This window comes from Paraburkholderia sp. GAS38 (assembly GCF_050434965.1).
Classification (GTDB): domain Bacteria; phylum Pseudomonadota; class Gammaproteobacteria; order Burkholderiales; family Burkholderiaceae; genus Paraburkholderia; species Paraburkholderia phenazinium_A.
The window spans coordinates 1-12700 of the sequence record NZ_JBNDJO010000015.1 but is presented as its reverse complement, the minus strand read 5'-3'; the positions used below and the strand labels follow the sequence as shown (position 1 = coordinate 12700).

Here is a 12700-nt window from a genome sequence, read left to right as displayed (position 1 = left end):
GCGCGCGGCGTGCCCATCCTGAGCGCAATCGGCCACACGGGCGCCACGATTGTTGTCCTGGATGTAACTGTTAATTGGTCCAATCAGAATAAATTTTCGATAGTCGTGGCCTACACTGGGTTGTCCCGACATGCAGCGGCGCGCAAACGGCGGCGCGGCATCTCAGTCGATTCAACGGTACTGACGAATCTGGAACCCATCATGAAACTCGCCCCCTTTGCTCGCTTTGCTCCCTTCGCTGCCTTGCTGATTTCCGCCGCCGTTGCGGTGCCCGCCTTCGCCGGCGAGGACACCGCCGCTGCGAACAATGCCCCGAAGACCCGTGCCGAGGTTCGGGCCGAACTGGCGCAGGCGCGCGCCGACGGCGAACTGAGCATGAATCCGAACGCGCCCGCATATCCCGCACAGTTCGCCACCGGCGGCTATACCGTGCCGCGTGTGCAGATCAATACGGTGCGAACCAGTGCCGAGCGCGATGCCTCGCTCAATCGCGCCGCCGTGCAGAACTGAGGCGCCGTAAAAACCACCTGAACCCGCCGTCCGCTCGTATCAAGCGAGCGCCTCGTCCCTCGACGGCGTACACTGAAGCCGTGCGGCACACAGAATCAACACGCAGAATCAGGGCTGGTTCCCGATCCGATGCCCGCAGTCGTCGCGACTGCGGGCATTCGTTTCTGTACCGCACCGTACAATTTTGTCATGTGTGCAGGATGCGTTCGGCAGCGAGCGGCGAGCCTTATCAAACGGCCACATCCTGTCTTCATCTTCATCAGGTGGACGAGGCAGCGCGCGGTGCGGTAGGCCGCGTCAAGGGACATGGATCAGATCGAGTGTGTAGTGATTGGCGCCGGTGTCGTGGGCCTGGCGGTGGCGCGTGCTCTCGCGGCGCGCGGCCACGAAGTGATCGTGCTGGAGGCGGCCGAAGCCATCGGCGTAGGCACCAGCTCGCGCAATAGCGAAGTGATTCACGCGGGCATCTACTATCCGCGCGGCTCGGTGAAGGCAGCACTCTGCGTGCGCGGCCGCGAGATGCTGTACGAGTACTGCGAGCAACACGGCGTGCCGCATTCGCGTTGCGGCAAGCTGCTCGTGGCCACTTCGCGCAACCAGATTCCGCAGCTCGAGAGCATCATGGCGCGCGGCAAGGAAAACGGCGTGCTCGACCTGATGCGCATTGGCGGCGCTGAGGCGCAGGCGCTGGAGCCGGCGCTCGAATGCGTCGAGGCGGTGTTCTCGCCGCGCACCGGCATTGTCGACAGTCATCAACTGATGCTGGCGATTCAGGGCGACGCCGAACGCGATGGAGCAGTGTGCGCGTTCCACGCGCCGGTCGAAGCGATTACGTCGAGCAACGGACGCTTCGTTGTGAAGGTAGGCGGCGCGGCGCCCACGACGATCAGCGCGGCGTGCGTGATCAACAGTGCGGGGCTGCAGGCCAATGCGCTGGCCCGGCAGATTCGCGGACTCGATGCCCGCCATGTGCCGCCGCTCTATCTGGCGCGCGGCAACTACTTCAGCATCTCGGGGCGCGCGCCGTTTAGCCGCCTGATCTATCCGATGCCGAACGAGGCGGGTCTCGGCGTGCATCTGACTATCGATCTCGGCGGCCAGGCGCGTTTCGGTCCGGACGTCGAATGGGTCGACGCGATCAACTACGACGTCGATCCGCATCGGGCGGATTCCTTCTATGCGGCGATTCGCGCCTACTGGCCCGCGCTGCCCGACGGCGCCTTGCAACCGGCCTATGCCGGCATTCGTCCCAAGCTCTCCGGTCCGGGCGAACCCGCCGCCGACTTCGTGATTCAGGGCCCCGCTGCACACGGCGTGCGTGGCCTCGTCAACCTGTTCGGGATCGAATCGCCGGGGCTAACCGCGTGTCTGGCGATCGCGCAGCGCGTCTGCGAACTGGTGGGCCGCACCTGAAACGATTGCGGCCTGCGGCCCGGAGCGCGCAACACGCGCAGTCGGCGCGGGCAGCGCCTATGACACGGTCATGCGCCGAACTACCCATTCGCTTATCTCTATCATTTGAGCCGTCACGCGTGGGGGCTTCATTGCTATGCTTGAGGACCGCTGTCGTCAGAACGGCGTTGAGCCCAATACAAAATGGAGTGAGTCCCCATGAAGTCATCCCGTCGTAGTTTCCTGATTACGAGCATCGGCGTCGCGTCGACGCTTGCATTGTCGCGCCAGGCCTTTGCCGACGCTCCCAAAGTCACCGAAGCCGATCCGACCGCTCAGGCGCTCGGCTACAAGCAGGACGCCGCCCAGGTCGACAAGGCCAAATACGCCAAGTACGCCGCCGGCCAGGACTGCGGCAACTGCAGCTTCTACCAGGGCAAGGCCGCCGATCCGTGGGGCGGCTGCCCGATGTTCGGCGGCAAGCAGGTGTCGGCCAAGGGTTGGTGCAGTGCATACAACAAGAAGGCATGAGATGCCGTTGAGGGCCGCGTGCCGGACCTGTCGCGCGAAACGCGCTGCAGCATGACGGCACGGTTCTCCCGCTGATGGATGAAGGCGCCGGCCGCAGCGAGCGGCCGGCGCCTTTTTGCAGCTTGAAAACCGTTACAGCGATCTTTACACTCGCAATGCATTTGGCATGGCAGCAGCGCGTCGTTGCGTCGAGCGGCCCATCTTCAACACCGCGCGCGATACTTTTCGAAGGCTGGAGATTCTGATGGCGGCATCCAGGAGCCTCAACACGCGAGCGGTGACGGCAGCGGTTATCGGCAACGCGCTCGAGTGGTACGACTTCACCGTATTCGGTCTGATGACCGTGGTGATCGCCGGGCTCTTCTTCCCCACCAGCAGCGATTATTCGTCGCTGCTTCTCACCACCGCCAGTTTCGGTGTCGCGTTCGTCATGCGGCCGGTCGGCGGCATCGTGCTGGGACTCTACGCGGATCGTGCGGGACGCAAGGCGGCCTTGTCGCTGGTGATTGCGCTGATGACCCTCGGCATCCTGCTGCTGGCGATTGCGCCGCCGTATTCCGCCATCGGCATCGGCGCGCCGCTGATGATCGTGTTCGGCCGTCTGCTGCAGGGCTTCTCGGCTGGCGGCGAATTCGGCAGTTCAACTGCACTCCTGATCGAAGCCGCACCGTTCTCGAAGCGCGGCTTTTACGGCAGTTGGCAGATGGCGAGCCAGGCGGCCGCCTTGCTGCTCGGCGCGGTGGTGGGCGCACTGATTACGCATGGACTGTCGCCGGAAGCTCTCAAGTCGTGGGGCTGGCGCGTGCCCTTCGTGCTTGGGCTCGTAATCGGCCCGATCGGCTTTTATATCCGCCGCCACCTTGCCGACTCCGAAGCGTTTTTGCATGCCCAACAGACCGCCCGTCGCGCGACGCTGCGTGAAGTGTTCACGAACCATAGCCGCGAAGTGGTGTGCGGACTGGGCACCGTCATCGCCTTGACGGTCACCATTTACGTATTGATCAGCTATCTGCCCACCTTCGCAGTGAAGCAACTGAAGCTGCCGTATGCGCAGTCGTTCTATGCGGTGATTGCCGGCAACCTGCTGCTGATGGTGCTCTCGCCGCTGACCGGTGCATGGTCGGACCGCATCGGCCGTAAGGGACTGTCGATGTGGTCGCTGGTGCTGACCCTCGCGATCATCTATCCGCTGTTCTCGTGGCTTGCGGCGGCACCGAGTGTGTCCAAACTGATTCTGGTGCAGGCCCTTCTCTCGATCACGCTGTCCGGCTACTACGGTCCATTCGGTGCGCTGATTGCCGAGCTGTTTCCGGCCAACGTGCGCTCTACGGGACTCTCGCTCGCATACAACATTGCGGTGATGGCGTTCGGCGGCTTTGGTCAGTTCATCGTTACCTGGCTCACCAAAACTACCGGCTCGCCGCTCGCGCCTATCTACTACGTGATGGCTGGACTCGCGCTATCGATCGTCGCGCTCGCCTGTATTCCCGGCATGCGTCACGCCGATCTCGACGCGCGCCGCAAACACGCCTGAGCTGAGCGCACGCTTTGGCGCGTGCTGCGTTCAGAAGCGCGCCGGCATCAAGGGCGGTCTTCTGGAGAACCAGGGACGCGCCGCTTCCAGTTGCGCAGCGAGCCGCAACAATGTGGCCTCGCCGCCCTCGCGGGCCGCGAACTGCACGCCCACCGGCAGGCCGCGTGCATTCCAGTACAGCGGCACCGACATCGCCGGCTGTCCGCTCAGATTGAACACCTCCGTGCAACCGGCCCAGGCGAATGCCTTGTCGGCGGCTTCCGCCAGCATCTTCCGCAACAGCGGTTCGATCGGCATCGCGGTGACCGCGCGCATCTGCATGCGCTCGCTCTGGGTCGGCTGCATCTCGCCGATCTTGATCGGCGCAGAGGCCAGCGTCGCGCACAGGATCACGTCGTAGCGCGACAGCAGATCGGTGAGCTTGACGGTGATGCGGCGTTGTTCCTCGAGGGCGGCGGGCAACGCACGTTCGCCGAGTTTGCGGCCGATTTGCGCCATTGCCCACGTCGCAATTTCGAACTCATCGCGCGAGGGCTTGCGGCCGGTGATGCGCTCGGCGTTCAGCACCATGTCGCGCGTCGTCACCGAACACAGCATCAGGAAGGCATGGCGCACCGCTTCGAAGTCGATGCCGAGCGTGACCGGTTCGACATGATGTCCGAGCGATGCCGCGAGCTGCGCCGCGTCGTCGAGCGCGGCGCGTGCATCGGCGGACAGCGTGGGTGCGAGCATCGGGTCCGTCACGTAGGCAATCGCCAGCGGCGCGCATGGTTCGCTGAGCGCGCCGAGAAACGTGCCGGGTGCGCCCACGGCTTGATGCTGCGTGTGTCCGGTCATGAAATCGAGCAGCAGGGCGCTGTCGCGCACGCTGCGCGAGACGGCATGATCGACGCCTAGCTCGCCGGCGCTGGGAGCGTAGAGACCCGGAACGCGTCCACGCGATGGCTTGAGTCCGAACAGACCGCAGCAGGAGGCGGGGATGCGGATCGAGCCGCCGCCGTCGGAAGCATGCGCGAGCGGCACGATGCCGGCGGCGACCGCGGCTCCGGCTCCGCCGCTCGAGCCGCCTGGCGTGTGGTCGAGGCTCCACGGATTGCGGCACGGGCCGAACAGTTCAGGCTCGGTGTAGGGCATCTGGCCCAGTTCCGAGGTACTTGTCTTGGCGAAGATATTGAGGCCGGCGGCGCGCGCCAGGGCGACGACCGGCGCGTCTTCGGTGGGCACGAAGTGGCGGTAGTGGCGGCTGCCCATCGACATCCGTAAACCCGCAACCGGCGCACCCAGATCCTTGATCAGATAGGGCACGCCTGCGAACGGGCCGTCGCCGGGCGTCCGCGCGGCATCGCTGCGTGACGCGCGTTGGCGTGCCGCGTCGTAGTCCTTGAGGACGATGGCATTGATGGCGGGATTGGCTGCTTCGGCGCGCGCGATCGCGATGTCGAGCAATTCGCGCGCGCTGGCTTCGCGGGTGCGGACCAGCGTGGCGAGGCCGATTGCGTCATGGGCCAGGTAGTCGGATAGCACGCCGGATGAGCCTCGCGTATCGCTAGCGTAACTGACTTAGAGACGCTCGCCGAGGAACGTCAGCGTACGGCCGTGTGCGAGCGCGGCGGCATGCTGGTTGTACGACGCACGGTCGGTGCAGTTGAAGCCGTGATCGGCATTCGCATAGATGTGGAATTCCGCGTCGCCGCGGCCGGCGAAACGTTCCTGCACCTGTCCCACCGCTTCCAGCGGAATGCCGTGATCGAGTTCGCCGTAGTGGAACTGCATCGGCACCTTGATCTTCGCTGCTTCGTCGAGCAGGTTCTGGATGCCGCCGCCGTAGTAGCTCACGCCGAGGTCGATCGTGTTTTGCGCGGCGGTCAGGTAGGCAAGGCGGCCGCCGAAGCAGTAGCCGATTGCCGCCACCTTGCCGGTGACTTCCGGCAGGGCGCGCAGCGCAGCGGCGGTGGCGCCGATGTCGGCCACGGCAAGACCCACGTCGGTCTTCTGCAGGATTTCGATGCCCTTGTCGCGGTCGGCGCCGGCATAGGTCAGCTCGACGCGCGGCTGGGTGCGCCAGAAGATGTCCGGCGCGAGCGCCACGTAGCCATCTTGCGCGTACTGGTCGGCGACCGCGCGGATATGGCTGTTCACGCCGAAGATTTCCTGAATGATGATGACGGCCGGACCCTTGCCGCCTTTGGGCAGCGCGAGATAGCCCTGGAAGCTTTCATTGCCGGCCGGAATGTCGATCCATCGGGAAGTCACGCTCACGTTGCTCTCCTTCAAATGACTATGGGTGCAGGCGGGCAATGCCCGCAGCGGGCGGTCAGTTTGCCACTAAAAGAAAGGCCGTGCAGCGAGGCGGGAGGCGGCGCGGCGCATGTGGCGGATTTGTTTCCGCCACGCAATCCTTATTCGGCCAATTAACGGTTTAGGCGCGAAAAACCCTTTAGGCAGGCGCGCCGAAAAATTCGCCTCGCTTAGCGGAAACCCGCATGGGCTGGTGCTTTCCGGGGTGACCACCGGTTCTCCATTCAACCTCATGGGATAAACGCTATTGGTGTTCATCCCACTTCCTCAAAAAAATCCCACAAATTAATTTGATAGCCTACACTTGCGCGCAAGTACGCATAGCCGCCTGCCACAAACAGACTGGTTCACGTGCTGGCCAAGTGCATAACGATGCAACCGGCGTGGTCGTCCACGGGATTGAGCGACACGAGAAGGAAGCGGGGCACAGGGCGATTACGTTGTTTTTGGGACCGAAACTGGAGACTTACATGAACATCAAGATTCAAAAGCTGTTGCCGATCAGCGCTGCGGCCATGTTGTTTGCGTCGTTGGCAACGGGCGCGGTGGCGGACGAGGTCGTCAAGATCGGCCACGTCGCACCGCTTACTGGCGGTATTGCTCACCTGGGTAAGGACAACGAAAACGGCGCTCGTCTGGCAGTTGAAGAGATCAACGCCAAGGGTCTGACGATTGGCGGCCAGAAGGTTACGCTGGAACTGGACGCACAAGACGACGCAGCTGACCCGCGTACGGCAACGCAAGTTGCGCAGAAGCTGGTCGACGATAAGGTCGTTGCAGTGGTCGGCCACTTGAACTCGGGCACTTCGATTCCGGCTTCGAAGATCTATAGCGATGCAGGCATCGTGCAGATCTCGCCGTCGGCAACGAACCCGGCCTATACGCAACAGGGCTTCAAGACGACGTACCGCGTCGTCGCGACCGATGCGCAACAAGGCCCGGCACTGGCTAACTACGCATCCAAGGACCTGAAGGTGAAGAGCGTCGCGATTGTCGACGACTCGACGGCTTACGGCCAGGGTCTGGCAAACGAGTTCGAGAAGACCGCCAAGTCGCTCGGCATGAACGTGATGTCGCATGACGCGACTAACGACAAGGCTGTCGACTTCCGCGCCATTCTGACGAAGATCAAGGGCGAAAACCCTGACGCGATCATGTACGGCGGCATGGACGCAACCGGCGGCCCGTTCGCTAAGCAAGCCAAGCAGCTCGGCCTGCGTGCGAAGGTTCTGGCGGGTGACGGCGTGTGTACCGACAAGCTGTCGGACCTGGCTGGCGACGCAACCGACAACATCGTCTGCTCGGAAGCCGGTATGGCGCTCGAGAAGATGGCTGGCGGCAAGGCGTTCGAAGCCAAGTACGAAAAGCGTTTTGGCCAACCGATCCAGATCTACGCTCCGTTCACGTATGACGCTGTGTACATCATCGTCGACGCTATGAAGCGTGCTAACTCGACGGATCCGGCAAAGATCCTGGCAGCCATGCCGACGACGGACTACAAGGGCGTGATTGGCGAAACGACGTTCGATTCGCACGGCGACCTGCAGCACGGCGTGATCTCGCTGTACAACTACAAGGGCGGCAAGAAGACGCTGCTCGACGTGGTCAAGATGTAAATATCACATGGCATGACGGTAGGTGTTTCACCTGCCGTCTGCCGGATGATTCAAGGCACGCGTTTTTTAGAAACGCGTGCCTTTTCTTTTGGGCGCTTGCATGAGAGTCTAACGATAGGACGAATCAACGCAGGGGGAGACAAACCGTGACCCGATCGATCGACGACTGGCGCCGCTGGATAGCCGAAAATCTGCTGCTGGGCGCGCCGCCGCCCGACTTGCATGCCGCGCTGTTGCAACAGGGATTCAATCCCGAAGAAGCGGCGCTCGAAATCAACACCGCATTGGCGAGCCCGTATCTTCAGGGCGGCACGCGTCTGCGCAATCGTTTGCGCAAGCGCGACTGGACGCTTTCCGTGTATGGCCAGTTGAGCCGCATGCGGGAGCGCGGCGGCGAAGTCGAACGGCGCGAGCGGCTCTCGCGTGACGAATTCTTTGAGCAGTACTACTTTCAGAACCGGCCGGTGATTATCACCGGCGCATTCGATGCATGGCCGGCGCGTACGCAATGGAATTTCGATTACTTTCGCGCGCGCTGCGGCGATTGCGAAGTGGAAGTGCAGTTCGGTCGCAACGCCGATCCGAACTACGAGATCAACCAGCCGAATCTGAAGCGAACCATGCCGTTTCGCGAGTATGTCGATCTGGTTGAAGGCAGTGGCGCGACCAATGACTTTTATATGACGGCGAACAACACGTCGCAAAATCGCGTGTCGCTAGCGGCGTTGTGGGCGGATGCGCCGACTATCCGCGAGTATCTCGATCCCGCGTCGCCGGATACCGGCTTTTTCTGGTTTGGCCCGGCCGGCACGAAGACGCCGTTTCATCATGACCTGACCAATAATTTCATGGCGCAGGTGATCGGGCACAAGCGGGTCAAGCTGGTGCCGATGTCGGATACGCCGCACATGTATAACCTGTTGCACTGTTATTCGCAGGTAGACGGCAGTGCGATCGACGCGTCGCGCTTTCCGGCTTTGCAGCAGGCGAACCTGATCGAATGCACGATCGGGCCCGGCGACCTGCTGTTCCTGCCGATCGGTTGGTGGCATTACGTGGAAGGCCTCGAGGCCTCTGTCACGATGACCTATACGAACTTCGTCGTGCGCAACGATTTCTGCAATACCTACGATACGTATCACGAACTCTAGGCGCGCAATGCGCTGTGATGCGGGCGCGATGTCGTTCGCGTTCGCGCGATAAAAAAACGGCGGGCCGGTTGCCCGGCCCACCGCCCCCCTGGTACTTCTTTTTATTTGCTGTCGTTATTTCTTCGCTGCGAGTCCGCTGAGCAGGCCGCCCGTGGTACCGGACCCGCTGCCCGAGGTCGCGCCGGTCAGCCCGCCGGTGAGCGAGGAGACGAGGCCCGTGACCGGCGCCAGCAGGTTGCCGGCCGAGCCGGACCCGCCTGACGAACCGGATCCCGCCGCACCGCCGGTGGCCGAACCCAGCGCACCGGTCAGCGACGAGACTGCGGAGGTGACCGGCGCCAACGGATTGCCGGAGCCACCACTGGCCCCGCCGAGTGCACCGGTAACCGAGGTCAGGATGCCGGTCAGCGGCGCAAGCGGACTGCCCGAGCCGCCGCTGGCGCCGCCGAGTGCCCCCGTCAGCGACGAGGTCACCGAGGTCAGCACACCCGTGAGCGGAGCGAGCGGGTTACCCGAACTGCCGCCGGTGAGGCCGCCGCTCAGCGTGCCGGGCAAGGCTGTCAGGATGCTGGTGAGCGGTGCCAGCGGCGTCCCGCTGAGCGGGTTGGTGCCGCCGCTGAGGATGCCGGTGATAGGCGCCAGCGGATTGCCACCCGTGCCGCCGGTCAGCAGGCCGCCGGCGGACGTGACGGTGTCGCCGAGCTTGGTGACCACGTTGCCCAGGTTCTGGCCGATCGGGTTACCGGTTGCGCTGCTGATCTGGCTGCCTGCGCTGTCCAGGCCATGGCCGATGGTCGAGAGCAGGCCGTTGAGCGGCGCGCCGAGGCCGGTGGTGTTGCCGATGGTCTGCGTCGTCTGGGCGACGGTGGTGGTGATCGGCGTGATGACGGTGCTGACCGACTGCGTGACCTGCTCGATCGGACCGGTGGAGAGGGCCGTGCCGAGCTGGGTGCCGAGTCCGCTGACGGCGTTGCCGAGTGTGGAGACCGTGCTGCCGAGCGGGGTGGTCAACGGGCTGAGGGCCGCGGTCGGACCGGTGCCGAGACTGGTGACGAGCTGGCCGGCGCTGTTGACGGCCTGGCCGGCGTCATAGACGAGGTTGCCGCTGCTCGACAGGGTGACGCCAAGCGGATTGGCCGAGGCGCCAAGCTGGCCGAGGCCGTTGGTCGCGCCCATGCCGACGGCGGTGACACCATTGCCGAGATTGGACAGGACGTTGCCGAGCGCGGCGGTGGTCGCGGAGTTGCCGCCGGGGATCGGGGTGAGGCCGATCTGGCTGCCGATTGACGAGACGGTCTGGCCGGTGGCGGTGACGACGTTGCCGGTGTTCTGGACGACGACGCCGATGGGGTTGGCGCTAGTTGGTGTCGGCGTTGGCGTTGGCGTTGGCGTTGGCGTCGGTGTTGGCGTCGGAGTCGGAGTCGGAGTCGGAGTCGGAGTCGGAGTCGGAGTCGGAGTCGGTGTCGGCGTCGGTGTCGGAGTCGGAGTCGGTGTTGGCGTCGGTGTGGGCGTCGGAGTCGGCGTCGGAGTCGACGTGCCTCCACCCGAACCACCGGCACCCGAGCCTCCACCCGAACCCCCGCCCGTGCTTACCGTACCGCCTCCCGCGCCGCTGCCAGTTGTCGGCGGTTTGTTGACCGTTGTGCCGCAACCTTGAAGAATCATCAGCGACGACACGCACATGGCGATGGCCGTCATTTGGAAATTGCGATTCATGTCTCTGCTCCCCCGTCATTGAACTGATGGAGAGCTAACTGCAAGCCCTATGCCATTCGTGCGATGTGATCGGTCGTCCGAAGTAAACCTAGAAGAATCAAGGGTGTGCGGGATGTGATGACGATTCCGGCAGTCGCTGCGAGCAGCGATGTGTCGCGGAACAAAACCTCGCGTCCGGCGCGTGTAACGTAACGCAACGCGGCGCGTTTCTAGCGATCTCACTCGCCGCAAAGCGGCGCGCCGAGCCGGTCTTGATCGCACTTTCAAACACTGCAACACAGTCGGTCCGGTGCGCGCGACCCGCGCGAAATAGGTCGCCGCCGCGGACGGCCCGATCGGCGGAGGGGTTGTTCGCGTCCGTACAATAAAAAAACGGCGGACCGGTTGCCCGGCCCGCCGCCCCCCTTAGTGCTTCTTTTTATCTACTGTCGTTATTTTTTCGCTGCGAGTCCGCTGAGCAGGCCGCCCGTGGTACCGGACCCGCTACCCGAGGTCGCGCCGGTCAGCCCGCCGGTGAGCGAGGAGACGAGGCCCGTGACCGGCGCCAGCAGGTTGCCGGCCGAGCCGGACCCGCCAGACGAACCGGATCCCGCCGCACCGCCGGTTGCCGAACCCAGCGCACCGGTCAGCGACGAGACCGCCGAGGTGACCGGCGCCAACGGATTGCCGGAGCCACCACTGGCCCCGCCGAGCGCACCGGTGACCGAGGTCAGGATGCCGGTCAGCGGCGCAAGCGGACTGCCCGAGCCGCCACTGGCGCCACCGAGTGCCCCCGTCAGCGACGAGGTCACCGAGGTCAGCACACCCGTGAGCGGAGCGAGCGGGTTACCCGAACTGCCGCCGGTGAGGCCGCCGCTCAGCGTGCCGGGCAAGGCCGTCAGGATGCTGGTGAGCGGTGCCAGCGGCGTCCCGCTGAGCGGGTTGGTGCCGCCGCTGAGGATGCCGGTGATAGGCGCCAGCGGGTTGCCACCCGTGCCGCCGGTCAGCAGGCCGCCGGCGGACGTGACGGTGTCGCCGAGCTTGGTGACCACGTTGCCCAGGTTCTGGCCGATCGGGTTACCGGTTGCGCTGCTGATCTGGCTGCCTGCGCTGTCCAGGCCATGGCCGATGGTCGAGAGCAGGCCGTTGAGCGGCGCGCCGAGGCCGGTGGTGTTGCCGATGGTCTGCGTCGTCTGGGCGACGGTGGTGGTGATCGGCGTGATGACGGTGCTGACCGACTGTGTGACCTGCTCGATCGGACCGGTGGAGAGGGCCGTGCCGAGCTGGGTGCCGAGTCCGCTGACGGCGTTGCCGAGTGTGGAGACCGTGCTGCCGAGCGGGGTGGTCAACGGGCTGAGGGCCGCGGTCGGACCGGTGCCGAGACTGGTGACGAGCTGGCCGGCGCTGTTGACGGCCTGGCCGGCGTCATAGACGAGGTTGCCGCTGCTCGACAGGGTGACGCCAAGCGGATTGGCCGAGGCGCCAAGCTGGCCGAGGCCGTTGGTCGCGCCCATGCCGACGGCGGTGACACCATTGCCGAGATTGGACAGGACGTTGCCGAGCGCGGCGGTGGTCGCGGAGTTGCCGCCGGGGATCGGGGTGAGGCCGATCTGGCTGCCGATTGACGAGACGGTCTGGCCGGTGGCGGTGACGACGTTGCCGGTGTTCTGGACGACGACGCCGATGGGGTTGGCGCTCGTTGGTGTCGGTGTGGGCGTCGGCGTTGGTGTGGGCGTCGGAGTCGGAGTCGGAGTCGGCGTTGGCGTTGGCGTTGGCGTTGGCGTCGGCGTCGGCGTCGGCGTCGGTGTCGGTGTCGGTGTCGGTGTCGGAGTCGGAGTCGGAGTCGGAGTCGGAGTCGGAGTCGGAGTCGGAGTCGGAGTCGGAGTCGGAGTCGGAGTCGGAGTCGGAGTCGGAGTCGGAGTCGGAGTCGGAGTCGGAGTCGGAGTCGGAGTCGGAGTCGGAGTCGGAGTCGG

Annotated in this window: 9 protein-coding genes and 2 pseudogenes; 7 read left to right on the top strand and 4 right to left on the bottom strand. The window is 64.6% G+C overall.

All coding sequences use genetic code 11. The annotated features are described in order from the left end of the window. Positions 1–9 precede the first annotated feature (9 nt). The 4 genes from P3T42_RS28890 to P3T42_RS28875 all read left to right on the top strand — a co-directional run bounded on the left by P3T42_RS28890 (position 10) and on the right by P3T42_RS28875 (position 3967). Positions 10–510 (top strand): DUF4148 domain-containing protein, encoded by a 501-nt coding sequence (locus P3T42_RS28890; RefSeq protein WP_429307985.1) that lies wholly within the window; start codon positions 10–12, stop codon positions 508–510. Between the two features lie 306 nt (positions 511–816). Continuing rightward, the gene (locus P3T42_RS28885; RefSeq protein ID WP_074301042.1) at positions 817–1923 is read left to right on the top strand and encodes an NAD(P)/FAD-dependent oxidoreductase; all 1107 of its coding nucleotides are present in this window, start codon (positions 817–819) and stop codon (positions 1921–1923) included. Between the two features lie 198 nt (positions 1924–2121). Beyond that, positions 2122–2433, top strand: a complete 312-nt coding sequence (locus P3T42_RS28880) for a high-potential iron-sulfur protein (RefSeq protein WP_074301041.1) — start codon at positions 2122–2124, stop codon at positions 2431–2433. A 244-nt stretch (positions 2434–2677) separates the two neighbouring features. Continuing rightward, on the top strand, positions 2678–3967 hold the full coding sequence (locus tag P3T42_RS28875; protein ID WP_429307984.1) for an MFS transporter: 1290 nt from the start codon (positions 2678–2680) through the stop codon (positions 3965–3967). Between the two features lie 30 nt (positions 3968–3997). On the opposite strand, the gene P3T42_RS28870 is transcribed toward P3T42_RS28875, so the two are convergent. Together P3T42_RS28870 and P3T42_RS28865 are read right to left on the bottom strand one after the other, a co-directional pair. Then, positions 3998–5491, bottom strand: coding sequence for an amidase (locus tag P3T42_RS28870; RefSeq protein ID WP_074301040.1), 1494 nt, complete (start codon positions 5489–5491; stop codon positions 3998–4000). A 36-nt stretch (positions 5492–5527) separates the two neighbouring features. Next, a complete protein-coding gene (locus P3T42_RS28865; protein WP_074301039.1) occupies positions 5528–6226 on the bottom strand; it encodes a dienelactone hydrolase family protein in 699 nt (232 codons plus the stop codon). A 509-nt stretch (positions 6227–6735) separates the two neighbouring features. Between P3T42_RS28865 and P3T42_RS28860 the strand changes: the two genes are divergently transcribed. Further along, the gene (locus P3T42_RS28860; RefSeq protein WP_074301038.1) at positions 6736–7881 is read left to right on the top strand and encodes a branched-chain amino acid ABC transporter substrate-binding protein; all 1146 of its coding nucleotides are present in this window, start codon (positions 6736–6738) and stop codon (positions 7879–7881) included. Between the two features lie 146 nt (positions 7882–8027). Beyond that, positions 8028–9032 carry a cupin-like domain-containing protein gene (locus tag P3T42_RS28855; protein WP_429307983.1) on the top strand — a complete coding sequence of 335 codons (1005 nt, stop codon included), beginning with the start codon at positions 8028–8030 and terminating at the stop codon, positions 9030–9032. A gap of 114 nt (positions 9033–9146) precedes the next feature. On the opposite strand, the pseudogene P3T42_RS28850 reads toward P3T42_RS28855, so the two are convergent. After that, positions 9147–10478: pseudogene (locus tag P3T42_RS28850) on the bottom strand (collagen-like triple helix repeat-containing protein); the annotation flags it as partial. A gap of 701 nt (positions 10479–11179) precedes the next feature. Beyond that, positions 11180–12511 (bottom strand): annotated as a pseudogene (locus P3T42_RS28845) (collagen-like triple helix repeat-containing protein); the annotation flags it as partial. Here P3T42_RS28845 and P3T42_RS28840 point away from each other — a divergent pair. Beyond that, positions 12487–12700: hypothetical protein (locus tag P3T42_RS28840; protein WP_429308099.1), on the top strand; the 214-nt coding region annotated here is incomplete at its 3' end. The pseudogene P3T42_RS28845 and the gene P3T42_RS28840 overlap by 25 nt on opposite strands.

Excerpts from the sequence above, each read along its gene's own strand:
- P3T42_RS28885 (WP_074301042.1), top strand. The coding sequence starts at position 817 with ATGGATCAGATCGAGTGTGTAGTGATTGGCGCCGGTGTCGTGGGCCTG.
- P3T42_RS28880 (WP_074301041.1), top strand. The coding sequence starts at position 2,122 with ATGAAGTCATCCCGTCGTAGTTTCCTGATTACGAGCATCGGCGTCGCG.
- P3T42_RS28875 (WP_429307984.1), top strand. The coding sequence starts at position 2,678 with ATGGCGGCATCCAGGAGCCTCAACACGCGAGCGGTGACGGCAGCGGTT.
- P3T42_RS28860 (WP_074301038.1), top strand. The coding sequence starts at position 6,736 with ATGAACATCAAGATTCAAAAGCTGTTGCCGATCAGCGCTGCGGCCATG.